The sequence below is a fragment of the Rhodococcus sp. 06-235-1A genome, from assembly GCF_002258785.1.
In the GTDB taxonomy this organism is placed as follows: domain Bacteria; phylum Actinomycetota; class Actinomycetes; order Mycobacteriales; family Mycobacteriaceae; genus Rhodococcoides.
The window spans coordinates 17,855-40,907 of sequence record NZ_NOYI01000033.1; the positions used below are offsets into that span (position 1 = coordinate 17,855).

The window sequence follows — 23,053 nt, forward strand, 5'->3', positions numbered from 1 at the left end:
AGAGCAAACCTTGACCGGCCACCATGAAGCAGCCCTCCGCCGCTACAACCTCAGTATGACTCAATATACCGTTCTTTTGACGTTGTCGGACGTGCCCGATATGTCGGGAGCGCAGCTGGCGCGGTCATGTGGGGTGACCCAGCAGAGCATGGCCGGTGTGCTCAATGGCCTGCACCGAAAGCGCCTGATTGCACGGCAGCAGTCCGACACGCACGGCCGAGTCGTCCTGAGCAACATCACAAGCGAAGGGAGCCTTGTTCTCGGCCGCGCCCTGATCGACGTGGAGCGGGTCGAACGGACCCTGGCTGGAAGCTTCACTCCCGAAGAACACGCTGCCTTTTGTGACTTTCTGGTCCGAACTTCTGCAGTCTTCACTGGTGATGCACTCGATTGACGAACCAGACGACCCTCGTACAACGGCGCGCCACACGGCGTCCGCGGTGAGGTCCATGGCGCACTCCTTGACGTCGAAAGGAAATCGGCAAGGTCCACGGAACTGGTTGAAGATCGGAGAGGGCGACGAATTCCGGGCCCCGACACCCACTGCCGGTCACAGGCTGTCGAGTCCGGATTCAGCTGCTTAAACAGCGGCGTTACGCCCTATCTGCGTTCGCGTCCAACAAGCATGACACTACGGACGAACCTCCTATGTGGTCAGCCGCCGTTGGATCGCGTCGACGAGTTCGCGCTGCAGACGGAATGTCCTTGTCGGGATGGGCCGCTGGATTCCCGCCCCCGCGAGGTAATCCTGCAATGACGTCGGTGGTGTTCCAGTCACGACGGTGCCGCTCATTGCTGCTCTGCGCCAACCGACGATCGCTTGGGCAATGTCGGGTCCCATCGCGCCGTAATGTTCGGCAATCCCTTCGAGTAGCGCGAGGTCGGAGTAGGTGATGACGGTGGGCGTATACAGGCATCGAGTGCCTGCCAAGTCGCCGAACACCTCCTCGGTCCGCCACACCAGGTCGCCCTCGGTGGTTCCGAGGTTGGGTACACCGCTGACCGGCACCACCACGATCGGGACGAACACAGAGTCGTCGGATGCCCCGAATGCGTTCCGTCGCCTGATTTGACGGATGGTTTTCGCGATTTGATCGCATTTTTTGACCAACGATTGTTGGGCGTCCACGGCGTAGTCGTCGATGGTGCCCAGGCCCTGTGCAAGAGCGAAGTTCAGCGAGTGGTTCGTTGCATCGAGTGTCATGAATCCTCGCGGGCCCAAGGGGATTACGAAGTCGCACACAGATGGTGGGCTTCCAACGCTCTCGGTCCACGCGGATTGGAGTTCGTTTTCGCGTATCAGTCGTGTCATCGCTGGGCTTTGGTCGACGATCCGCGTCAGAACCTCGGCGACCGCTTCCTCGAACACGTCGTTCATCGCGAGGCTGAATGATTCGGCCGCGGAGCCGGGATCCGGGCGCCCCAAACTGGAGAAGGTCTGCCAGTAGAGCTGGGACCCGAAGAATCTGTCGAGTGCCCATTGGTAGCGGAGAAGAAGTGCGCTCCCGTCGCTCATGAGTACGAAGGGGTGTTCCGTCATGGCGTACCGCTGGTTCGCGACCTCACCCCGTCGGCGGTCGCGAGCAAGTCGGCGTTGGTATCGCTCGAGCGGCTGGGTCATGTTGGCGAACATGAAGTCCACTGCTGCCTGAGGGGCACCTGCGGACAGCAGGCCGGCGCGTGTGAACTCGTACTCACCGTCGGCGGCGTGTTCGATGACGATGTGTCCCAGCGCAAGCACATCAAGTAGTTCGACTCCGTTGGCTGAGTTGAACGTGTCGGCAGGTGTCGCCCCGAGGCGTGGGTCGGTCACACGGTCAGGCCAGACAGTGAATCACGTCCGCTGTGTGTCAGCTTGAAGTATTTCTATTTTCTGGGGGAGGTTGCTGTGGAATGTGGCGATCTCGTCGAGCATCAGCTCGCGGAGCGTCGTCTGCGTTTGCTCGAGGTCGAGGCTGTAGGCCATCTCTGCGATTCGGTCCATGGCATCGGGGTCCATGGTGCCGTCCTGGCTGTACTCGGTGCGCATGTGTTCGGTGTTCACCGACAGGATCAGGCGTACGAACTCGACCGGTGGCACTGCGCCGGCTGACGGGTTGTCGGTCGAGGATTCGAGTACTTCCCTGAGTAACTGGGTCATAGATCGTGGTGGTACTAGCCGGCCGTTCGTATCCAACCGACCGAGGAGCTGTTGGACCCATGGTTCGTCGATTGCCGCGAGGATAGTTCCTTCGACCCGAGTTTCGGACCACGTCGTTGATGCGGCGATGTCGAGTCGCGACTGGATGATGGCGAGTGAGCGCACAGTTTCCTGGCCGTCATAGTTCGACAGCAGCGTTTGCCTCTCGGTTTCCGTGAGAGCTGTGAGGCCGGCATCGGCCGACACCAGTGGAGTGAGTTGTTTCGCAAGCTCCTCCTCTAGACGCCGCCGTTCGTATGGCGATGCAAGAGCTTCACGGCTGGCTGACGCGTTAGAGCCGTCTGGTGGGGCAGGCCGCTTTTTGGGTGGGCGGTTCTGGCTTCTGCGTCCGTTGCCTTTTGCCACGAGGCCCTCCCTTGTGTACCACTGACCGACTCCGACTGGCCCCCATCCGTATGACTTGCACGGGAGCGTGGGAGAAGGTTAGGCGACTGCACCGACACAGTCGTTCACCATCGGCAGAAGCGGACACGTCACTCAGAACCGGACTGCCTTCGGTGTCACGAGCGTGTCACAAGTTGGTACCTACGACGGTGGATTTGGGTGGTGCTGCCTGGACTATTCAGCCAGCTCAGGACAACTGTGGTGGTTCCATCCGGACGTATCTGGTTGTCTCACAACATACTTGTAAGCGAGCGGTCAACGGTTCAATCCCGTTAGGAGGCTCCACCGCTCTGATCCCGCTCCTGGGGATCGGAGTTCTCTTTGCCCATTGACCGCTGCGAATCAGCTCCTCGGTTTGGAATACCCGACGCCGATCGGAGTCAGGTATTCGAAACTGAGGAGCCGATCCGAGGCATTTCGGCGTGTGAGCGCAGCTTCAGCAGCCCGGCCGGCCACAGCTGAACGATGCGGGCCACCGACCATCGTCGCCGTTGATCGCGAACTCGTTCACATGGATTCGTCCCGCGACGTGCGGGGATGGATGGTCGTCGAGGGTGGAGCGAGTGTCCAACTGGCGAGCAGGTCGAGTGCCTGATGCGACGGTGAGTCGGGCTCGGCGGTGTAGACGTAGAGCGTGCTGTCGGTGTCGCCGGGCAGGGTGAAAGTCTCGTAATCGACGGTGAGCTCGCCTACTACGTTGTGGCGCAGTCGCTTCGAGCCATAGGTGCGCTGATACACCCGGTGCTGGTCCCACCAGTCCGAGAACTCCGCGCTGGCCTCGCGCAGTTGCGTGACGAGCTCGTTCGTGGCGCGGTCGTTGGGGTCTGCGCCGAGTTCGAGGCGCAGACTCTCCGCAGCGGCCCGAGCCTGGACCTCCCAGTCGACGAACAAAGCACGGGCGCCATCATCGAGGAACATCCATCGGGCGTAGTTGCGCTCTGCCGGCGAGCGTGCGTCGAAATCGGCGAACAACGCTCTCGCCATGCGGTTGGTGGCCAGGATGTCGGTGCGCCGACCGAGAACCATGGCGGGTTCACCGTCGAGGGCATCGAGGAGTTGGCGCAGGCCAGGGCGTACCCGCTGGATCGCGCGGGACCGCAGCCCGGGGCGCTCTCGCTGCACCGCGCCGCTGCGCAGACGGCCGGGGGCACCGATGAGGTCGTCGAGGTGTGCCCGGCCCGCGGCGTCGAGATCGAGGGCGCGGGCAAGCGCATCGATGACCGCCGGCGAAGGAATGATGCGCCTGCCCTGCTCGAGGCGAGCGTAGTAATCGGCTGACACGCCGGCCAGCAAGGCGACCTCCTCGCGGCGCAAGCCTGGCACTCGGCGCACGCGGCTGTCGGCGGGCAGCCCGGTGCGGGCGGGGTCGCTCTGGCTACGCGCGCGGCGCAGAAAGTCCGCGAGCTCTCGGTTTCTCTCGGCCATGGCCCTCAGTATGCGCGCTTTTCGCACCGGCACGCCTGGACCTGCGCGTCCTGGTCTGCCTCGTCCTGGGCACCGCAGGGCCGAAGATGGCGACCCACAGCCTCGTTTTCCCGGCCATCGTGGACATCACCGCGGACGGAGAGACCGACCGCTCACCGGAAAGGCACAATCATGAATTTCCCGTCCGACCGTCCGGCCACCTGGTTCGTCACCGGGACCTCTCGGGGCCTCGGTCTCGAGATGGTCGTGCAACTGCTCGAGCGCGGTGACAACGTCGCTGCGACCACCCGCTCGGCGCAGCGACTGACCGACGCACTCGCATCCCACTCTGTCGACACCGCGAATCTGCTGGTCCTCGAGGTGGACCTGCGTGACCAGCACGCGGTCGACGCCGCCGTGGCGCAGACCAGCGAACGATTTTCCTCACTCGACGTCGTGGTGAACAACGCCGGCTACGGATTCCTCGCCGCGGTGGAGGAGACCAGCGAGCGGGCGGTGCGCGACATGCTCGACGTGCAGGTCGTCGGCGTGTGGAACGTCCTACGCGCCACCTTGCCCAGGCTGCGGGCAGGGGGTGGCGGCCACATCGTCAACGTGTCCTCGGTACTCGGGCTGGTATCCATACCGGGGTGGGGTCTGTACTGCGCCGGCAAATACGCGCTGGAGGGTCTGTCGGAATCGCTGGCCGGTGAGGTCGCAGGCCATGGCATCACCGTGACGATCGTCGAGCCCGGCTATTTCCGCACCGATTTCCTCAGCGCGTCGCTGACCCTGCCCGAACAGACCACCGACGCCTACCCCACCATCCGCGACATGGTCGCCACACACCTGGAGATGCCGGGCAGTCAACTCGGCGACCCCGCCAAGGGTGCCCGGGAGATCATCTCCAACGTTGTCGAAGGCGGCACCGAGCTGCGCCAGATTCTCGGCTCGGATTCCCACGCCTACGCGACGGGCAAGGTGGCGTCACTCACCGCAACCCTCGTAGCCACCCAGGACAGCGCCCCGCGAACCGACTTCGCACAGGCCTGAGCCGATTACTCGGCACACCGCTACGACGTGGAATACGGAGGGCCGAGGGGTCGTTGACTACATCGACGGCGTTCGATCCCAATGCCCCGGGTACCAACCATCAGCCGCTACGAGCGGCCACCTGCCGAGAGGCGCACTGGCGAACACCGTCACCCAACAACGAACAGAGCCGCGTACCAACAGGTGCGCGGCTCTGTTCGTTCCACCTGCCCTGTATCACGGCATGTCTTGCTTCTCTGCGGGAGCCAACGATCCCATTTCGGCGGCGAATTCTGTCGCCATGGCTTTCGAGAGTGCCTGCGCAGCCGACAGTGGACGCACCATCACGGTGAAGTTGTCGATCAGACCATCGGAATCGATGTGGAGGATGTCGCAGCCATGGACGGTCACGTCGTCGATGCGGGCTTCGAAGAACAGGACGTGATCGCGGCCGCCGATGTCTTCGACGGTTTTCACGTAGCGCAAGTCCCGGAAGACGCGTGTGACCGCGCGCAGTATCGCCGCGGTCGTCTGCTTGCCGTGGTAGGGCTTGAAAGCAACCGGTGAGCTGAAGACGACGTCGTCAGCGAGGGTGGAGGCCATGGCATCGTGGTCGTTCGCCTCGACGGCTTCTCGGAACAGTTGCACGCGTCATCTCCTGAGTGAGGCCAGGACCTGGACGGCCCACGATCCGGTTGTTACCTGCGAACGATACACAACTTTGCGACTATCGATTAGGCTTTGCGGCGTTCAGCTCGAGCGGAGAGCACCTCGAGGACGCGGGCACCCCAGCGGAGCGATTCCTCCTCGAACATTCGCCCTCGCATCAGGGTGAGGTAGGGGCCGATGCGATCGGCCGTCGCGAGGAAGTCGGTCTCGGTGCGCCCGTCGAGCAGTCGGTGCGCCATCCTGTCGTATCGGGCCAGCTTGTCGCGAGAGAGCTGCATTCGTTCACGGATCGCGCCCGTCATCGGCTCGAGGTCGCCGGCCTCGAGGGCGTGGACTGCGACCAGATGCTCGTCGCGGATGGCAGGAAGTTTCGATCGCCTGTGACTGACCTGGCGTAACGCCGCTCGACCCTTGTCGGTCAGGCTGAACAGTTTCTTGTTGGGCCGACCGTCCTGCTCGACCAGCCTTGCCGAGATCACGTCGTCTCGATCCATTCGATCGAGCTCGCGGTAGAGCTGCTGGGGAGTGGCGGTCCAAAAGTTGGCGACCGTTGCATCGAACGCCTTGGACAGGTCGTAGCCCGACAGCTCCCCGTCGACCAGTGCGGCGAGCACGGCATCACGTAGCGACATGATCCGGCACAGTACCCGTCGGTCATGCCACGGGGCGTTCAGATAGTCAACTTGTTGTATATTGACGCTCGACGAAGGAGCGGTGAACGTGGTGAAGGAAAAGGACCAGTTGCGTTACGTAGCCCTCGGCGACAGTCAGACGGAGGGGCTGAACGATGGCGACGAGGAAACGGGCTTTCGTGGCTGGGCCGATCGGCTCGCCGAGCACATGGCCGAGAGCGACGACGGGGTCGTCTACGCCAATCTCGCGGTGCGTGGTCGCAAAGCCGCGCAGGTCAGAGCCGAGCAGTTGCCCGCTGCTTTGGCAATGAGGCCGACCGTCGTGTCCGTCGCTGCCGGCGTCAACGACATCTTGCGGCCGAATTTCGACGCGCGCACCGTGGCAGGTGAGCTGGGCACAATGTTTGCCGCGTTGCAGTCCGCCGACTGCACCGTCATCACCATGACGTTTCCCCGTCTTGCTCACCCGGTCCCCGGTAGGTCGGTCATTGCGAGGCGTATGACCGATCTGAATACCGAGATTCGCAGGGCTGCAGAGGAATTCGGTGTCGTGTTGATCGACCTCGAGCGGCATGACGTGGCCTCGGACCCTCGGCTGTGGAGCTGGGACCGTCTGCATCTGAACGAGACAGGACATGCGCGACTTGCCGCGGCCGCCGCGTACGCACTGGGTCTGCCGGGTGCCACGGACGCGTGGAATCGCCCTCTGGCACCACTCCCACGTCCGCAGCGGGTACAACGAGTTCGTGCCGACCTCACCTGGGCGGGAATGTTCCTCGCGCCGTGGTTGACTCGCCGAATCCGTGGACGCTCCTCGGGCGACAGTCGTACGGCCAAACGACCCGAGCTGACCTCCGTGCTCGGGTAGAGATCGGTTCAGCTCGTTCGTCGTAGCGGCTTGGCGACCAGCGCTAGTTCGAGATGGCGGGCGCGCGGCCGATGTAGCGGGTGTCGTCGACTTGTGCGGCGGTGAACGCTGCGATGTCGGCGCGGGTGATCGCGAAGCCGAGTTTGTCGGTGCCGAAGAAGCCCGACCTGACCGTGCCTGTCGCGTCGCCGTTCGTGGGACGAATGAAACGCACTATCGTCCAGTCCAATCCGGAGCTCATGATCGCTGCGGACATGGCGGTCATCTCGTCGTACGCGCGGCGAATGAACGTGCGTGCGGTGTACGAGACGAACCGAGTCATCATGGTCGGATTCTCGTGTGGGTCGAGCACGGAGGGGGTGCCGTGCCCGACATATCGGGTGATGCCGTGACGACTCATGGCGGCGAGGATGTGCCGCACTCCTTCCGTCAGAGGCAGTCCGGAGATCTTGCGGTCCGTCAACGGCCCGAGGGCGCTGACGACAACGTCGGCACCGTGGACGGCGCGGTCGACGGATCCGGAATCGGATAGTTCACCGACCACCAGGCGTACGCGGTCTGCCCACCGCTGGGGGACTTTGGCGGGGTTGCGGGCATGCGCGGTGACGGTATGGCCGGCCTCCAGCAGGCGGTCCACGGTCAGGGCGCCGATGACGCCGGTGGCGCCGAAAACAGTGATGTTCATGGCAGTCGAATCCTCGGATTTGGGTCGCAAGCGAAAGGTGGCGCGACGTGAAGAGCGCCCACGCCGGGTGTCTTCCCTTCGGCTCGATAAGTGGAATGTGCGCTCCGCTTGATTGAACCACATATCTGGAGGATCTATTCCACTTGGCTGCTAGGGTGGCAGATGTGGCCGATGAACAGCGACCGTTGAGGGCCGACGCAGAGCGAAACCGCCAAGCCATCCTCTGTGCGGCGACGACGATTCTGTCGGAGCAGGGCACGGCCACGACCCTCGAACACATCGCCAACGTCGCCGGGGTCGGAGTGGGGACGATCTACCGTCGGTTCCCGACGATCGACGATCTGGTCGCAGTTGTGTTGGAAGAGAAGATGACCCGCTACGCCGACCGTACCGAGGCCGCAGCCGAGCGAGCATCGGTCGAGCCGTGGGAGGCCTTCCGCGACTACGTTCTCTTCTTCTTGTCCGAGCAAGCTGCCGATCTCGGGTTCAGTGACGTCATCCTCTTCGGTGCGAACGGCGCAGGAACCGCCCTGTTCCGAAGCGAGATCCAACGTGCGTTCGACGCATCGGTGACGCTGGTGGATCGTGCGAAAGCGGCCGGTGCGATTCGGGCGGACTTCCACCACAGCGACCTGTTGCTACTCCATCATGCCAACGCCGGTCTCTTGCGTGGTACCCAGAGTACTGCTCCGACTGCATGGAAACGTTTGGGCGACTACATGCTTCAAGCGTTTCGCATGTCGGACCCAGAACCGCTGACATCGGTGCCCGACGCCTGGCAGTGACAACCGCGTCCGAAAATGCCCCGGTCCCGACGATCGGGTCGAGCTCATCAGCGAGTGCGTCTTCGACCGACAGATCTGCATCGACTCCCAGGAGGAACGCCGGACTGTTCGCGAGTCCGCCCTTGGCACCGTAGCGCCAGCAGCGATTACGTCCACGCTAGCTTGGCTCGGTTGTGCCAGTACTCTTCTGGAGATTCCTCAATGTCATGGCGGCTGGCCGCGGCCAGCTCGCGGCCGATCGAAAGCGCGGCAACATTCTGCTCGAGTTGCGCCGCGTCGGCAGCGCCGGAGAGCACGACATCGGCCCACGGTTGTGCGAGTGCAATCGCCAGTGCGAGTGCGTCACGACCGACTCCCGCCGAATCCGCGGCCCTGCCGAGTGCTGAATCTTCGGCCACGAGTCGGCCATTGGCCATTGCCTCTTTGACGACGACGAACCAGCCGGCGTCGTGTGCACGTTCCAGAGCAGGGCCGGCGGACGGCTCGAGGGGGTTCCACGTCGATTGCACCGAGCTGAACACGTCGATCTCCAGCGCAGCATGCACCACATCGGCTTGGTGCGGCCCGCTGGTACTGATGCCGATTCGGGTGCCACTCTCGGCCACGGCGCGCAGGTCGTCGAGCAGTGTCGTGTCGGTGAGAGCAGGACTGTCCGGGGTGACGCTGTGGATCAGGTAGTGATCGGGTGCGCCGCCGAGGTCGTGCAGGGTCTGGGGCCACTGTTCGGCCAGACGGGCAACCGTATGCTCCTTGACCTCGTGCACTTCGGCCCCTCGCTGGAAATCGGCGACGTAGGCGTATCCCCATTTGGAGCCGATCACCAGGTTCTCGCGCCGATTCGGGTGTCGAGACAGCCAGCTGCCGAGGAACCGCTCGGCCAACCCGTAGGAGCGAGCGACGTCGAAGTGTCGAACTCCGCTGTCCCACGCGGCGTCCAGCACTGCGTGGCACAGTTGCTCCAAGGCTGCTGGATCGAATCGCCCGTCCACGGCAACAGAGTGCCCGACGGTCAGGTACTCGGGTCGCCCGAGTGCGGCAAGGCCGAGGCCGAGTTGTGTCATGTCGTCATTACCTTCGTTGCGTCAGGGTTGGAATGCGCGAACGCTCCTCGGGTATGCATACCAGCATGGCTGAGGCTCGATGGTGACTGTCGTCGGGTGCTGGTTCAGAAGCGGGCCGTCCTAGGGCATCATGAGTTGATGAGCGATCTCGAGTACCTTGCCACTTTGCTTGCCGGACTGGATGCTGAGATCGCGCGACTCTCAGCTGCCGAATCGGGGTCTGACGAGCAGTCGTCTGCCGTCGATGACGCGGCCGCTGCCGTCTTGCGGCTGCGCTCGAAGGTCAAGGCCGGTTACCCGGGCAAGAAGGCCTACTACATCGCAGTGTCGACCGATCCGAACGGAATCAGAGTCGAAGGGATTGCAGCGTTGCAGGGAAAACGGGCCCACGAATTGGTGCGAGACGGCGGTTGGATGCATGTGGACTCCACCACGGTGCTCGATCTGCTCGATGACGATCAGATCAGCCGGTACAGAGCCATCGCGGGACGCGGCGTGGCGCAGACATTTCGCGACTCGCGTGAATATCTTGCTACGGCAACAGGTCTGGCCGAGAAGTAGATCACGACCGGAGGAGTGGATCGGATTCACCGACCAGCGCGCGCCGCATCCAGCCGTACACCCTCTCGTCGTTGAGGAGTGTGAAATGGTGCGCGCTGTTGATCGCCAGGCCATCGTCCGGCCGAAGGCCTATGTTGCGCAGCTTGTTTCGTCCTCCGGCGCTGTCGGTGCGGACGAGGCCGTCGCCCACGAAAATTCCGATCGGGTTGCGCGGGTTTCCGGTGATGACGGCGGACGCGTGATGATGCCGCACCCCGTCCGGGACCGAGATGTCCGCGGCCGCTCCGACGTCGAATCCGTCGGCGTAGCTGGCATGTCCGTCTTCTTCGGTGATCGATCCGTGAATCAGGTCGCGGACTCCGGCGCTTCGACGCGCCAACAGGTGTGCGAACGGCCGGGTCTCCGGTGCGAGTGCCAACGCCGCCGCAGCGACATGCACGCCGCGCGCAAGCGGCGCACCCAGATGTGGTGTCCCCAGGGTGAATACGTCCGTCAACAGCTCCACCCATCGGCGGCCGTTCTCCGCAGCGTGGTGTGCGGCGCTGCGTGAGACCAGCCCGCCCATGGAGTGCCCGACCAGTGTGATTCGGTGAACCCGTACTGGCCAGGCCGGCACGAGCTGTTCCAGCAGGTCCGACAGGTCGGCACCGTTGGTGGCAATTCGACGGCCGGTGTTGTAGCGCAGGAAGATCGAGGTGGTTCCGGCTTCGGCGTCCAATCGCTCCCCGTATGTGGGCCGCCCACCGAGCCGCCATGCCGATTCGGTCTCGACGAGACCGTGAAGGAAAAACACGAGGTGCGCTCCCGCGTCGGGAAACGCCGTGGCCAGAGCGCGGTACTTCGGAACTACCGGGCGTCCGTCGACACGTATCGACATCGGGTAGGCGAGGACCCGGGCAGTGCGCTCCATATCGTCGCCGATGAGACCGTGCAGGACAGCGATGGTCTGAGCGCCGCCGGTGGTGTGCGACGGAGACGGTCGGGTGTCGTCCTCGGTTACCTCATCGCCGGTCACTTCGAAACTGCCGGTCAGCGCGCCGACTGCCTTGGCTGCGCCGGTGCAGGCGGCGGCGATGCCCGCGTAGGTGCCGGCGGCGATCGCGTCGTGCATGAGCTGTGTCGGCAAGGCAGCCGGCCCGACGCCGAGTTTCACGGCGGCAAATGTGCGTCGTGCAATAGCCGAGTGAACTGAGCGAACACCACCCGCGGCCGACGCCAGCTCGCGAAGCGCGATTTCTGCGAGTTCACCCAACTCCTGTGTGCGCTGAGTTCTCTTCCCCACTCTTTTCAGAGTACGTATGTCCACTGGATCTGTCAGGGCTGGGATGGCTGCGGTTTCCCACGTCACCGTCGCTCGAAATACTCGTGGACCTGGCGTACCGACATCGCTCCTTCACCGACTGCGGATGCGACTCGCTTCACCGAGCCGCTGCGGACGTCGCCCGCGGCGAACAGGCCGGGTCGGCTCGTTTCGAGCGTCCCGCACAGCGCTGCTCCGATCTGCAGGGCACCGTCTCCACGAGCGAGAGCCGCGTCCGTACCGGTGACGACGAACCCGTGTTCGTCGAGTGCGATGGCGTCGGCAAGCCACCCCGTGTAAGGCGTCGCTCCGATGAACACGAACAGGGCGTGCGCCCTGATCGTGTCCTGTTCGCCCGTGCGGTTGTTCTCGACCACGACTTCGTCAAGGTATTTCTTGCCGCGGACCGCGCGAACCTCGGTATGACGATGCACGGTCACGTGCGGGTGGTGCTCGATCTGGTCGACCAGGTAACGGGACATGCTCTTTCCGAGATCGTCATTGCGGATGAGCAAGTGGACGTCCGAAACATGTTCGGCGAGAAACACTGTCGCCTGGCCTGCGGAGTTACCGCCGCCGACGATGGCCACCGGGTCGGTCCCGCACATGCGGGCTTCCTGATGAGTGGCGGCGTAGTACACACTCGTGCCTTCCAGTTCCGCGATACCGGGAACGGTCAACTTGCGGTAGCGCGCGCCGGTGGCGAGCACGATGGACCGGCCGCGAACCGTGCCGCCGTCAGAGAGCCGGAGCACGTGGTACCCGGCTTCGGACGTCAATCCGGTCACCTCTGCCGAGACCAGGATGCGGGCACCGAACTTGTCGGCCTGGATCACAGCCCGCTCGGCCAATTCGGATCCGGAGATTCCGGCCGGGAATCCCAGATAGTTCTCGATTCGGGAGGAGGTGCTGGCCTGTCCCCCTGCGGCGATCGTCTCCAGTGTCACCGTGTTCAACCCGTCCGACGCTCCGTATACGGATGCGGCCAGTCCGGCCGGTCCTGCACCCACGACGACGAGATCGAACACGTCCTGGGCCGCGTTCGGCACGGAGAGTCCGACGATGCGTGCGAGCTCTGTGTTCGTCGGATTGCGCAGTACCTTCTCGCCGTGCCAGATGACGACGGGAACGTCCTCGGGGGCGATGTCCAGGCTGCGCAACAGCCGCTCCGCCCGCTCGTCCCGCTCCAGATCGATCCATTTGTGAGGCAATCGATTTCGCATTGCGAATTCTCGAAGCCGCAACGTGTCCGGTGAATAGCAGGACCCGATGATCCGGAACCCCGAGCCGAGCCCGATCAGCAGGTGTCGACGCAGCAGGTAAGCCCGCAGGATCAGATCGCTCAGCACTGGATCGTGGGCAACCAGTTCGCGCACCCGCTCGGCGGGAGTGACGAGCAGCTCGCCGTATTCGATCGCTTCGGCGGTGTAGAACGCCACCTGACCTTCGAGCAGTCCGAGCTCACCCAAGAAGCGGCCGGGTCCGTGCACGCGAAGTATCCGACGTTCACCGTCCCGGTCACCCTCGTCGAGAACGGCGACCTTGCCGGACAGAACGACGAAGAAGTCGTTGCTGGGCGCACCCTCGCGTATCAGCACTTCTCCGGTACGAACCGATCGACGTGTGCCACCGACCTCGAGCACTGCGACCTGATCGGCCGTCAGCCGCGGGAACGCGCCGTGCTCGTCCGTGGTCTCGTCGACGGCCGCTGGGCCGGCGTCCTCAGACGAAATTTCGGTCGACATAACACCACCTCCAATCTTCTCCGGGTTCCATCGACCGAACGATCGGATGGCCGACGACATGTGCGTGCGCGCTCGCGTGTTGTTCCGGCGAGGAGTCGCAACACCCGACGTGTCCGCACGTCAGGCACAGCCTCAGGTGCACCCACGGGGTGCCGAGACGGAGGCATTCTTCGCAGCCCTGCGGAGTTCTGGGCACCACGGACCGGATCGCATTCACGTGCGGGTCCACATGCACGAACGTCATGATGTCACCTCCTTGCCTTCATTCTTCGAGAGCGCTCGATCGAGCCATTCGCGTAGCTGGGGTACCGGGGCTGCACCGGCCTGCCGAGCGAGGACTTCGCCCCGATCCATCACCAGCAGGGTCGGCACGGCGCGGACGGTGAACCGTTCGGACGTCAGGGGCGCGGCATCCACGTCGACCTTGACCAGCTTGATCCGCCCTGCTCGTTCTCCGGCGAGCTGTTCGAGCGCCGGGCTGACCATGCGGCACGGTCCGCACCAGGTCGCCCACAGATCGACGAGTACGGGTACCGACGATTGTTCGGCGACCGCTGCGAAGTCCTCGTCTCGTGCTGCGGCGATCCACGGCAGCGGCTCGTGGCAGTTCCCGCACCGGGGTGTCCCGTCCGCTGCGGCAGGCACCCTGTTGATCTTGCCGCAGTGCGCGTATTTCACCTTCTCCGGTTCCATGGAGACATCTCCTCTCAGGCCGCCGCGACGGCGGGTTCCGCATACGCGACGACGAGTTCTCCGTCGACCACCGTGACGGCGATGGTGCCGCCGGGTTCGACGTCTCCTCGCAGTAGCGCGCGACCGATCTTGGTCTCGACCTCGTGGGCGATGTATCGACGCAGTGGCCGTGCACCGTAGACCGGGTCGAATCCGCGTTGGGCGACGAGCCTGCGCGCGTCCGGGGTGATGTCCAGGTCGATCCTGCGCTCCGACAACCGGTTCCGAAGATCGGCGAGCTGCAACCCGACGATGTGCTCGATCTGGGGCAGGGTGAGTGGGGTGAACAGCACGATGTCGTCGACCCGATTGAGGAACTCGGGACGGAAATGCCCACGCAGTTCCGCGAGAACCCGCTCGCGGGCGTTCGGCTCGATCTCGCCGTCGGGTGTGACTCCTTCGAGGAGATGCGGGGAGCCGATGTTGGAGGTCATGATTATCACCGTGTTCCTGAAATCGACCTGCCTACCTTGTGAATCGGTGATCCGGCCGTCGTCGAGCACCTGGAGCAGGGTATTGAAGACATCTGCGTGCGCCTTCTCGATCTCGTCGAAAAGCACTACGGAGTAGGGCTTTCGGCGCACCGCCTCGGTGAGCTGCCCGCCCTCGTCGTACCCCACGTATCCGGGAGGTGCCCCGATGAGCCTGCTCACCGTGTGCCGTTCCTGGTACTCGCTCATGTCCAGGCGCACCATGTTGTCTTCGCTGTCGAAGAGAGCACCGGCCAGTGTTTTCGCGAGCTCGGTCTTTCCCACGCCCGTCGGACCCAGAAAGATGAACGACCCGATCGGCCGGCGTGGATCACGGATGCCGGACCTCGCCCGGATCACCGCGTCCGCGACCAGCTGCACCGCCTCGTCCTGGCCGACGACCCTCTCGTGCAGAATCTCGTCGAGCTGCAGCAACTTCTGCCGCTCGCCTTCCTGCAGCCGAGCGACCGGAATCGAAGTCCACGCAGCCACGATTTCGGCGATCTCGTCCTCGGTGACCACTTCGCGCAACAACGGGCTCCGGCCTTGTCTGGTGACCAGTTGCTCCTCTGCCGACTCGAGCCTGCGTTCGAGCTCGACGATCTCGCCGTAGCGCAACTCGGCGGCCCGATTGAGGTCGTAGGCGCGCTCCGCCTCCTCGGCCTCGTGGCGCAGGCGCTCGAGCTCGCTCCGTAGCTCTTGCACCCGGCGGATCGCCTGTCGTTCCGCCTCCCACTGAGCGTGCCGGGCATCGGCCTCGGCCCGCAGGTCGGCCAGCTCCTTGCGCAGCTCGTCGAGACGTGCCTTGCTCGCCCCGTCGGTCTCTTTGGACAGCGCGGCATCTTCGATCTCGAGCCGGGTCACCTTCCGGGTGAGTTCGTCGAGTTCGGCCGGCATCGAATCGATTTCGGTGCGCAACCGGGCGCACGCCTCGTCGACCAGATCGATGGCCTTGTCCGGGAGAAAGCGGTCGGTGATGTAGCGGTGCGAGAGGGTGACGGCAGCGACGAGAGCGCCGTCCTGAATCTTCACGCCGTGGAACACCTCGAGGCGTTCGCGGAGTCCGCGCAGGATCGAGATGGCGTCCTCGGCGCTCGGCTCGTCGACGAGGACGGTCTGGAACCGTCGCTCCAGTGCCGCATCGGATTCGATGTGCTTGCGATACTCGTCGAGCGTGGTGGCACCGATCATGTGCAGCTCGCCTCGGGCGAGCATCGGCTTGAGCATGTTGCCGGCGTCGAGAGACCCCTCACCGCCCACTGATCCCGCACCGACCACGGTATGCAACTCGTCGACGAACAACAGAATCCGCCCGTCGGCTGCCTTCACCTCGGCCAGCACCGCCTGCAGACGCTCCTCGAATTCCCCGCGGTACTTCGCGCCGGCCACCAGGGAACCCATGTCGAGTGAGAAGATCGTTCTGTCGCGCAGGCCTTCCGGAACGTCGCCGCGGACGATCCGCTGGGCAAGGCCCTCGACGATCGCGGTCTTCCCGACGCCGGGGTCGCCGATCAGAACCGAATTGTTCTTGGTCTTGCGGCTCAGGATCTGCGTGACCCTGCGGATTTCGGCGTCTCGTCCGATCACCGGATCGAGTTTGCCCGCCCGCCCCTCGGCGACCAGGTCGCGTCCGTACTTCTCCAGCGCGTCGTACGCACCTTCCGGGCTGGCCGAGGTGACGCGTTGATTGCCGCGCACCTTCGTCAGCGCTGTGAGGAAGGAGTCCCTGGTGATTCCATGACGGGCGAGTACTTGCCCTGCCGCAGTGGCCGAACCCTCTTCGGCGAGGCCCATCAGGAGATGCTCCACTGACACGTAGGAATCTTTGAGCCGCTTCGCCTCTCGCTCGGCGGCGTCGAGGAGCACGGACAAGCGTCGGGTGATCGTCACCTGACCGGTCCCGGCACCGGGGCCGCTGACCTTGGGCCTTCGCGAGAGTTCACGTTCCAGATCGGATTGCAGAGCATCGACCTCGGCACCGGCCTGCTCGAGCAATCGGGGCACCAACCCATCCTGCTGACCGACCAAGGCGAGCAGTAGGTGCTCTCCGTCGACCTCGGTGTGACCCATTCTGGTCGCAAGGCTCTGGGCCTCCTGCAGTGCTTCGCGCGACTTCTCGGTCAGGTTGCCGATGTCCATGTGGTTGTCCTCCTTCTGCGGGAAGATGCTTCGAGTGTCTCGATTCGTTCCAGCAGGTCGAGCACGAGCCCGATTGCCGAGTAGTTCAGGCCGAGACCGGTCCGCAGTCGTCGAATGCGGGCTGCATGGGCCACTTCGTTTGGCGCGAAGAACATTTCGCCACCTACGACGCGGTCGGCGTCGAGCAGACCGAGGGCCACGAGTTTCCGTGCAAGTTCCGGATGCAGCCCCGTACGTTCGGCGAAGGCGTCGGTCGACAATTCGGTGCGTCGAACCAGTACGTACCGGACCACCGGGTTCGGGTCGCTCATGTCTTTGTCCTCGGATCGAAGTTCGATTCTGCGGCCAACTGCTCGAACAGTGCGTGTTCGCGCGCTGTCGGTTTCGACGGCACCATCACCTTGATCTCGGCGTACAGGTTACCGTTGGTGCCACGTGGATTCGGCATTCCTTCGCCGCGCAGTCGCAGCTTCCTTCCAGTCGACGAGCCCGGGGCCACTTTGACTTTCGCCTCGCCACCCGGGGTGGGAACGGCGACGGTCGCCCCGAGGACCGCCTCCCATGGCGATACCGGGAGGTCGACGTGAATGTCTCGGCCCTGTACTCGGAACCGGGAATGTGGCTCGATCCGCACCACGAGGTACAGATCCCCCGGCGGCGCGCCGCCGTTGCTCCGTCCGCCTTGTCCGGCCAACCGAATTCGCTGGCCGTCCACGACCCCGGCCGGAATGTCGACGTCGTACTGCCGTCCGTCAAGACCGAGCGTGCGTGTGCCGCCCCGGTACGCCTCCTCGACCGTCAAGGCCAGTTCCGCTTCCTGGTCGGCACCGGGAATCGGCCCGTACCCGCCACCGCCGCCGAACATCTGCCCGAAGAGGTCGTCGAGATCGACGCCGCCGTCGCCACCGGGACCGAAGTGCACGCGTCTGTCCCCGCGGTCGTATCCTCCGCCGCTGTTCCCGCCAACGCTGTACCCACCCGAGTGGGTGCGGGTCCGTTCGTCGTAATCCTCGGGTACACGCCTGAAGTCGGCACCGAACCGGTCGTAGCGTTTCCGGGTGTCCGGATCGGACAGCACCTGGTAGGCCTCGTTCATCTCCTTGAACGTGTCTTCCGCAGTGGGGTCCTTGTTCACGTCGGGGTGGTACTTGCGAGCCAGCTTGCGGTAGGCCTGCTGGATCTCGTCGGTACCCGCGCCCCGCGGGACTCCGAGTGATTCGTAGTGGTCACGCGCCATCGGTGCTCACCCCTCGGGGCGGCTGACGACCACCGACGCCGGCCGCAGTTGCTGCCCGTCCTCTCCGTAACCCGGACGGACGACGTCGATCACGGTCCCGGACGGAAGGTCGGGCCGGACCACCACGCTGACCACTTCGTGCAGTTCCGGGGAGAACGGAACTCCGACCTCGTCGTGGCGCTCGAAACCGAACCGTGACAGCACCTGCACCGCCTGATCGCGGATCGCCTTCACGCCGTCGACGACGGTCTGCGGATCGCTGCCCGCATGGGCCAGCGCAAGTTCCAGATTGTCCAGAACCGGCAGCCACGCCGCGGACACCTTGGTCGCCTCCGCGGCACGTTCACGCTCCAGATCCTTGGCATACCGCTTGCGCAGGTTGTCCAGATCTGCAACGGCTCTGCGCCAGCGGTCGTCGAGTCGAGCCGCCTCGGCACTCGTGTCGGCGTGATCCGGCACCGTCTCGGTTCGATCTACTTCCGTGACGTCGGCCGCTGGTTCGGGTGTCGAATGATCTGCAGCCCTGTCCATCTCGTAGCTCAACTTCGATCGAATTCGGCGTCGATCACGTCGTCGTCATCGGTCGAGGCCGCGTCCGCGCCACCGACCTGACGTCCGTCACCGCCGTCCTGTACCGGCACGAGCCCGTAGAGGAGCTGTTGGAGCTCGGAGGCGAGTGGTTGTACATCTGCAGGCGAAGCGCCGTCCTTCACGGCCTTTCTGGCATCGGCGATCAGCATCTCGGCCCGTGCCCTGTCGTGCGGTGGCGCGCTGTCGCCGAGTTCGGCGAGTCGCCGTTCCACCTGATACGCAACGGAATCGAGTTCGTTGCGCGCGTCGACAGCTTTGCGCAGCGCCTCGTCCTCACCCCGATTCCGTTCGGCCTCGGCCAGCATGCGTTCGACCTCGCTCGGGTCCAGATTGCTCTGCTCACTGATCGTGATGCTCTGTTCCTTTCCGGTGTCCTTGTCCCTGGCCGTGACATTGAGGATGCCGTTGGCGTCGATATCGAACGTGACCTCGACCTGGGCGTCGCCGCGCGGTGCGGGCCGGATGTCTTCCAGACGGAAACGCCCGAGCGAACGGTTGTCGGCGGCCCGCTCGCGTTCGCCCTGCAGCACAACGACGTCCACGGCGGACTGCTCGTCCTCCGCGGTGGAGAACACTTCGCTGCGGCGGGCCGGGATGGTCGTGTTGCGCTCGATGATCTTGGTCATCACCCCGCCCTGTGTCTCGACGCCGAGAGACAGCGGGGTGACGTCGAGCAGCAGCACGTCGGAGACCTCGCCCTTGAGCACGCCGGCTTGAACCGCCGCGCCGAGAGCGACGACTTCGTCCGGATTGACGCCCATGTGGGGGTCCTTGCCGCCGGTGAGCCGGCGAACCAGGGCTTGCACCGCCGGGATGCGCGTCGAACCACCGACCAGAATCACTTCGTCTATGTCGTTGGCGGTGACCTTGGCATCACTCATTGCCTGTTTCACCGGGTCGAGGCAGCGCTCCACGAGATCCGCCGTCAGATCCTCGAACTTCGATCGCATGACGGTGGTCGTGAGGTGCTTGGGACCGTCCGAATCGGCGGTGACGAACGGCAGGTTGACCTGGGCCTGGGTCACCGAGGACAACTCGACCTTGGCCTTCTCTGCGGCCTCGAAAAGGCGCTGCAACGCCTGTGCGTCCTTGCGCAGATCGATGTTCTCCACCTGCTGGAAGTCGTCGGCGAGGTAATCCACCAGGCGTCGATCGAAGTCGTCCCCGCCCAGGTGAGAGTCGCCGGCCGTCGACCGAACCTCGACGACACCCTCGCCGACGTCGAGCAAGCTCACATCGAAGGTGCCGCCGCCGAGGTCGAAGACCAGTACGGTTTCGTGGACCTGCTTGTCCATGCCGTACGCCAGCGCCGCAGCCGTCGGCTCGTTGATGATCCGCAGGACTTCGAGGCCCGCGATGCGGCCGGCGTCCTTGGTGGCGTTGCGCTGCGCGTCGTTGAAGTACGCCGGAACTGTGATGACCGCTTCCTTGACCTTCTCGCCGAGAAACTTGCTCGCGTCGTCGACGAGCTTGCGCAGTACGAGGGCACTGATCTCCTCCGGCGCATACTTCTTGCCCCGCACATCGATTCGGGCCTCGCCGTTGTCACCGGCCACGATGTCGAAGCTGACCGCTCTTGCCTCATCGGAGATCTCGTCGTAGTGGCGTCCGATGAAGCGTTTCGCCGAGTAGATCGTGCCCTTCGGATTCAAGATCGCCTGCCGTCGGGCAAGCTGACCCACCAGCCGTTCTCCGCTCTCGGTGAAGGCCACCACCGACGGCGTAGTCCGCGCTCCCTCGATATTGGAGATCACCACCGGCTCGCCGCCTTGCCAGCTGGCGATGACGGAGTTGGTGGTGCCCAGGTCTATACCCACAGCAGTCGCCATGACTCGTTCCTTTCGATCGGTCCGGCCGGTGAGCATGTGGACAGCGTCGTCCGTTACCCCGACATCGGCGAAGACTTCGTAGTGAGGTGGTTGTACTGGCTGGTACGAGTCGAGATCGGCACGCCTGTTGGGAAATGCAGGTCGAGAAGGTGGCCGACGCACCCGCAGCGAAAAATGATTGAATGAGAACGAATGCGGCTGGTAGACAGCATTATTCACCGTACAACGGAGGTCGACCGCCTGAATCCCTGGTCGCGACTGTCGTCGTCGGCCAGTGTCGGTCGTTCGATATTTCTGTATCCGTGCAAACAGATCGTGATGTTCGAGCCGATACGCGGTGTGGGCAGTTTGCAGCAGCACACTGAATTGACCGGTAACCCAAAACGTTGGTACATCAACATGTTTCGCGACGTGACCGAAATTCGGCCGGCGCTGCACCTGGCGTGTCTATTCCCTCTACCGGTCGAGTCTCCTCTCTCGGCTCCGAGATTACTGGTGGCAAAACAAAATTCGTTCGTGCGCGGACTGGAAGCTCTTCCCTTTGCCGGTCGATGGTGTGATGCTTGGCCGTGTCCACCACCCCGAACAGGAGAACCGTCATGGTTACCAAAGCACTGCTGGTCCGACTCGAAGCCAAGCCCGGCAAGGAAGGCGCAGTCGAGGAGTTTCTCCGGTCGGCCCAACCCCTCGTCGAACAGGAACCCGGCACCCGACCCTGGTTGGCGGTACGGTTCGGTCCCTCGACGTTCGGCATCGTCGACGCATTCCCCGACGAGGCCGCCCGTGAGACGCATCTCAACGGTCCGGTCGGCCAGGCTCTCGGCGAACGTGCGGACGAACTTTTCGCCTCGCCGCCCGAAATCAGTTATCTCGATGTGCTTGCCGAGAAACTCTGACGGATTCCAAAGTCTGCGATGCGGCCGACCACCGGATTCAGCTCGGAAGCCGCGAGGCCGCCGGGCTCGACGCCGGGGAGGAACTCGCGCCACGTGCCACTGATCAGCGTCGGCGATTCCACGACCCGAGCACCGTCGGCGAAATAGGTGGTGGCCAGCGCACGACGAGGCTGCGTCGTCAGGTTCGGCCCTGCGGTGTGGAAGCACAGCGCGGAATGGAACGACACGTCGCCCACTGCGAACGGTTCCGACTGCACCGCGACGTCACGCTCGACGAAGCGCTGCGCGACGGCCTCGTCGTACGACGTGCCGACTTTGTCGAACTCCAGGTCCGCAACCTCGTCCAGCGCCTTTCGGCCGCGAGCGAACGACAGCGGACCCATTCGGCCGGGGATCGCCGACATGGGCATCCACGCAGTGACCGCCTGGGTGGTGTGCAACGGGAAATGCTCGGCGTCGTGGTGCCAGGGTGTGCGTCCGCAACCGGGCTCCTTCGACAGCGCGTTGTCGTGATAGAGCCGAACGGCCGGTTCGTCGAGCAGAGCCGCGGCCAAGCCTCCGATTCGGGGAGACAGCGCCACGGCGCGCATCAGGTCGTCATGGAGCCACATCTGTTCGAGCGCAGTGAATCGGCCCGCGACGTCGTCACCGTGCTCGGCTCGCAGCAGCTCCTCGAGGCGCTCGGCGAGGCGACGTACGACGGCCGGCGTGAAGACAGCGGGCAGCCGCACGAAGGCTTCTCGAGCGAAGGACTCGACCGCGGCCGGGTCGAGGTCGTACGGCTCGGCAAGCTCACGTTCGACCTGCGAGTCCGTCGCCGGCTCGATGTCGGGTAGGCCGGGACCGTCGACCAGCTCGGTCGGCATCGTGTCGTTGGCGGCCAGCGTGACATACCAGTCCCACCAGTCCTGATCGTTGCCTGCCCAGTCCTGATCGATACCGCCGTCGCGATTCTGTTCGGGGAGAAGCTCATTGGTCGTCGGGTCCAGAGCCGCAGCAGGTTCGTTCAGAGCCACAACAGGGCCGCCTCGTGCGAGAAGGTGTACGAACCGGACGCGTCGCGACAGGAGGCAAGGTAGTCGCCCAACACCGGTGCCGCCTCCATCTCCTCGAGCGATACGGAGTCGTCGAAGGCGCAGCGCTGCAGAAAGCCCTCGGCGACAACGCGATCGGACGTGCTGGTGGTGTAGCTGACGCGCTGGTCGCGCACGTCCGCGCCGGCTCGGATCAGTGCGTCACGCACTTGCTCGGCCGTTGTGTACGGCGTCGCCTCACGGACGCCTGCGCGGAAGGCGTCGTAGAACGCGATGTAGTGGGACGCTTCGGTGGCCTGCGCGACGAGGCCGAGACCGCCGGGGGCCAGCGCGGCGACGAACCGCTCGGCGGCGGCGTCCAGTTCGGCCGGAGGAAGTGCATAGAGCGCGTGGGTGGCCCAGACGACGTCGTAGCCGGTGTTCTCGGTGGGCAGGTCCTGCAGCGTCATCACCAGGTCACGGCGGGCCATGAACGGTGCCTCGAGCGCCCCTCGTGCCTCGGCCACCGAGAACGCAGACGGGTCGAGCAGATCGTAGGCCAGCTCCGGCACGGCGGACAGATCGGTGTAGCGGCGTAGCGCGGTGGGAAATTTGCCGCTGCCGCAGGCCACATCGAGCAGTGACCAGTTCTCGTGCGCCCGTCCGGCGAGCAGGGTGGGCCAGTCGGCGGCCAGGGCCAGCTGGTGGTAGTCCTCGGTAGCCAGAGCGTAGAACGCCTCCATGCCCGTGCGACCGGCCTCGCTCCAATGCTCGAGACTGCGTTCGGCCGTATCTCCGCTGCTCATGCCACTCCTTCTGG

At 64.4% G+C, this 23,053-nt stretch carries 24 protein-coding genes; 6 read left to right on the forward strand and 18 right to left on the reverse strand.

Annotated features, from left to right (window positions below; all coding sequences use genetic code 11):
• Positions 1 to 100: 100 nt before the first annotated feature.
• Entirely contained in the window at positions 101 to 394 is a 294-nt protein-coding gene (locus tag CH275_RS30480) for a MarR family winged helix-turn-helix transcriptional regulator (protein WP_373453753.1), read from the forward strand.
• Between the two features lie 252 nt (positions 395 to 646).
• On the opposite strand, the gene CH275_RS27040 is transcribed toward CH275_RS30480, so the two are convergent.
• From CH275_RS27040 to CH275_RS27050, 3 genes are all read right to left on the reverse strand, one after another.
• Positions 647 to 1,813 carry a hypothetical protein gene (locus CH275_RS27040; RefSeq protein WP_094681239.1) on the reverse strand — a complete coding sequence of 389 codons (1,167 nt, stop codon included), beginning with the start codon at positions 1,811 to 1,813 and terminating at the stop codon, positions 647 to 649.
• Positions 1,814 to 1,834: 21 nt separating this feature from the next.
• A complete protein-coding gene (locus CH275_RS27045) occupies positions 1,835 to 2,545 on the reverse strand; it encodes a hypothetical protein (RefSeq protein WP_143546897.1) in 711 nt (236 codons plus the stop codon).
• A 546-nt stretch (positions 2,546 to 3,091) separates the two neighbouring features.
• Positions 3,092 to 4,009, reverse strand: coding sequence for a helix-turn-helix transcriptional regulator (locus CH275_RS27050; RefSeq protein WP_094681241.1), 918 nt, complete (start codon positions 4,007 to 4,009; stop codon positions 3,092 to 3,094).
• A gap of 171 nt (positions 4,010 to 4,180) precedes the next feature.
• Between CH275_RS27050 and CH275_RS27055 the strand changes: the two genes are divergently transcribed.
• Positions 4,181 to 5,041, forward strand: coding sequence for an SDR family oxidoreductase (locus CH275_RS27055; RefSeq protein WP_094681242.1), 861 nt, complete (start codon positions 4,181 to 4,183; stop codon positions 5,039 to 5,041).
• A 216-nt stretch (positions 5,042 to 5,257) separates the two neighbouring features.
• Here the strand turns inward: CH275_RS27055 and CH275_RS27060 are convergent, their stop codons facing one another.
• Positions 5,258 to 5,668, reverse strand: coding sequence for a nuclear transport factor 2 family protein (locus CH275_RS27060; protein ID WP_094681243.1), 411 nt, complete (start codon positions 5,666 to 5,668; stop codon positions 5,258 to 5,260).
• 86 nt (positions 5,669 to 5,754) lie between these two features.
• Complete coding sequence (locus CH275_RS27065; RefSeq protein ID WP_094681244.1) at positions 5,755 to 6,321, reverse strand: PadR family transcriptional regulator; 567 nt, start codon at positions 6,319 to 6,321, stop codon at positions 5,755 to 5,757.
• Between the two features lie 88 nt (positions 6,322 to 6,409).
• Here CH275_RS27065 and CH275_RS27070 point away from each other — a divergent pair, with 88 nt between their 5' ends.
• Positions 6,410 to 7,189: an SGNH/GDSL hydrolase family protein gene (locus CH275_RS27070; RefSeq protein WP_218828832.1), complete on the forward strand. Its 780-nt coding sequence runs from the start codon at positions 6,410 to 6,412 to the stop codon at positions 7,187 to 7,189.
• A gap of 43 nt (positions 7,190 to 7,232) precedes the next feature.
• On the opposite strand, the gene CH275_RS27075 is transcribed toward CH275_RS27070, so the two are convergent.
• Positions 7,233 to 7,874, reverse strand: a complete 642-nt coding sequence (locus CH275_RS27075) for an NAD(P)-dependent oxidoreductase (protein WP_094681245.1) — start codon at positions 7,872 to 7,874, stop codon at positions 7,233 to 7,235.
• A gap of 164 nt (positions 7,875 to 8,038) precedes the next feature.
• Here CH275_RS27075 and CH275_RS27080 point away from each other — a divergent pair, with 164 nt between their 5' ends.
• Complete coding sequence (locus CH275_RS27080) at positions 8,039 to 8,659, forward strand: TetR/AcrR family transcriptional regulator (RefSeq protein ID WP_179276382.1); 621 nt, start codon at positions 8,039 to 8,041, stop codon at positions 8,657 to 8,659.
• Between the two features lie 146 nt (positions 8,660 to 8,805).
• On the opposite strand, the gene CH275_RS27085 is transcribed toward CH275_RS27080, so the two are convergent.
• Positions 8,806 to 9,720 (reverse strand): aldo/keto reductase, encoded by a 915-nt coding sequence (locus CH275_RS27085; protein WP_094681247.1) that lies wholly within the window; start codon positions 9,718 to 9,720, stop codon positions 8,806 to 8,808.
• Between the two features lie 138 nt (positions 9,721 to 9,858).
• On the opposite strand from CH275_RS27085, the gene CH275_RS27090 reads away from it, so the two are divergent.
• Entirely contained in the window at positions 9,859 to 10,281 is a 423-nt protein-coding gene (locus CH275_RS27090) for a phosphate acetyltransferase (RefSeq protein WP_094681384.1), read from the forward strand.
• 1 nt (position 10,282) lies between these two features.
• Here the strand turns inward: CH275_RS27090 and CH275_RS27095 are convergent, their stop codons facing one another.
• The 9 genes from CH275_RS27095 to dnaK form a co-directional block, all read right to left on the reverse strand.
• A complete protein-coding gene (locus CH275_RS27095; protein WP_094681248.1) occupies positions 10,283 to 11,563 on the reverse strand; it encodes an esterase/lipase family protein in 1,281 nt (426 codons plus the stop codon).
• A gap of 62 nt (positions 11,564 to 11,625) precedes the next feature.
• Positions 11,626 to 13,326 (reverse strand): FAD-dependent oxidoreductase, encoded by a 1,701-nt coding sequence (locus tag CH275_RS27100; protein ID WP_094681249.1) that lies wholly within the window; start codon positions 13,324 to 13,326, stop codon positions 11,626 to 11,628.
• On the reverse strand, positions 13,304 to 13,570 hold the full coding sequence (locus tag CH275_RS27105; protein ID WP_094681250.1) for a UBP-type zinc finger domain-containing protein: 267 nt from the start codon (positions 13,568 to 13,570) through the stop codon (positions 13,304 to 13,306). The genes CH275_RS27100 and CH275_RS27105 overlap by 23 nt, the downstream gene beginning before the upstream one ends.
• Positions 13,567 to 14,019 (reverse strand): thioredoxin, encoded by a 453-nt coding sequence (gene trxA / locus CH275_RS27110; RefSeq protein WP_094681251.1) that lies wholly within the window; start codon positions 14,017 to 14,019, stop codon positions 13,567 to 13,569. Before trxA ends, CH275_RS27105 begins: the two co-directional genes overlap by 4 nt.
• Positions 14,020 to 14,033: 14 nt before the next feature.
• Positions 14,034 to 16,667, reverse strand: coding sequence for an ATP-dependent chaperone ClpB (gene clpB / locus CH275_RS27115; RefSeq protein ID WP_094681252.1), 2,634 nt, complete (start codon positions 16,665 to 16,667; stop codon positions 14,034 to 14,036).
• On the reverse strand, positions 16,649 to 16,978 hold the full coding sequence (locus CH275_RS27120; RefSeq protein ID WP_094681253.1) for a chaperone modulator CbpM: 330 nt from the start codon (positions 16,976 to 16,978) through the stop codon (positions 16,649 to 16,651). The genes clpB and CH275_RS27120 overlap by 19 nt, the downstream gene beginning before the upstream one ends.
• Positions 16,975 to 17,904, reverse strand: coding sequence for a DnaJ C-terminal domain-containing protein (locus CH275_RS27125; RefSeq protein WP_094681254.1), 930 nt, complete (start codon positions 17,902 to 17,904; stop codon positions 16,975 to 16,977). Before CH275_RS27125 ends, CH275_RS27120 begins: the two co-directional genes overlap by 4 nt.
• Positions 17,905 to 17,910: 6 nt before the next feature.
• Entirely contained in the window at positions 17,911 to 18,435 is a 525-nt protein-coding gene (locus CH275_RS27130; RefSeq protein WP_094681255.1) for a nucleotide exchange factor GrpE, read from the reverse strand.
• Positions 18,436 to 18,443: 8 nt separating this feature from the next.
• The gene (gene dnaK / locus CH275_RS27135) at positions 18,444 to 20,324 is read right to left on the reverse strand and encodes a molecular chaperone DnaK (RefSeq protein ID WP_094681385.1); all 1,881 of its coding nucleotides are present in this window, start codon (positions 20,322 to 20,324) and stop codon (positions 18,444 to 18,446) included.
• Between the two features lie 599 nt (positions 20,325 to 20,923).
• Here dnaK and CH275_RS27140 point away from each other — a divergent pair.
• Positions 20,924 to 21,220 (forward strand): putative quinol monooxygenase, encoded by a 297-nt coding sequence (locus tag CH275_RS27140; protein WP_094681386.1) that lies wholly within the window; start codon positions 20,924 to 20,926, stop codon positions 21,218 to 21,220.
• Here the strand turns inward: CH275_RS27140 and CH275_RS27145 are convergent.
• Together CH275_RS27145 and CH275_RS27150 are read right to left on the reverse strand one after the other, a co-directional pair.
• Positions 21,190 to 22,236 carry a phytanoyl-CoA dioxygenase family protein gene (locus CH275_RS27145; RefSeq protein ID WP_094681256.1) on the reverse strand — a complete coding sequence of 349 codons (1,047 nt, stop codon included), beginning with the start codon at positions 22,234 to 22,236 and terminating at the stop codon, positions 21,190 to 21,192. The two genes, CH275_RS27140 and CH275_RS27145, sit on opposite strands and share 31 nt — an antisense overlap.
• On the reverse strand, positions 22,227 to 23,039 hold the full coding sequence (locus CH275_RS27150) for a class I SAM-dependent methyltransferase (RefSeq protein ID WP_179276383.1): 813 nt from the start codon (positions 23,037 to 23,039) through the stop codon (positions 22,227 to 22,229). Before CH275_RS27150 ends, CH275_RS27145 begins: the two co-directional genes overlap by 10 nt.
• Positions 23,040 to 23,053 lie beyond the last annotated feature (14 nt).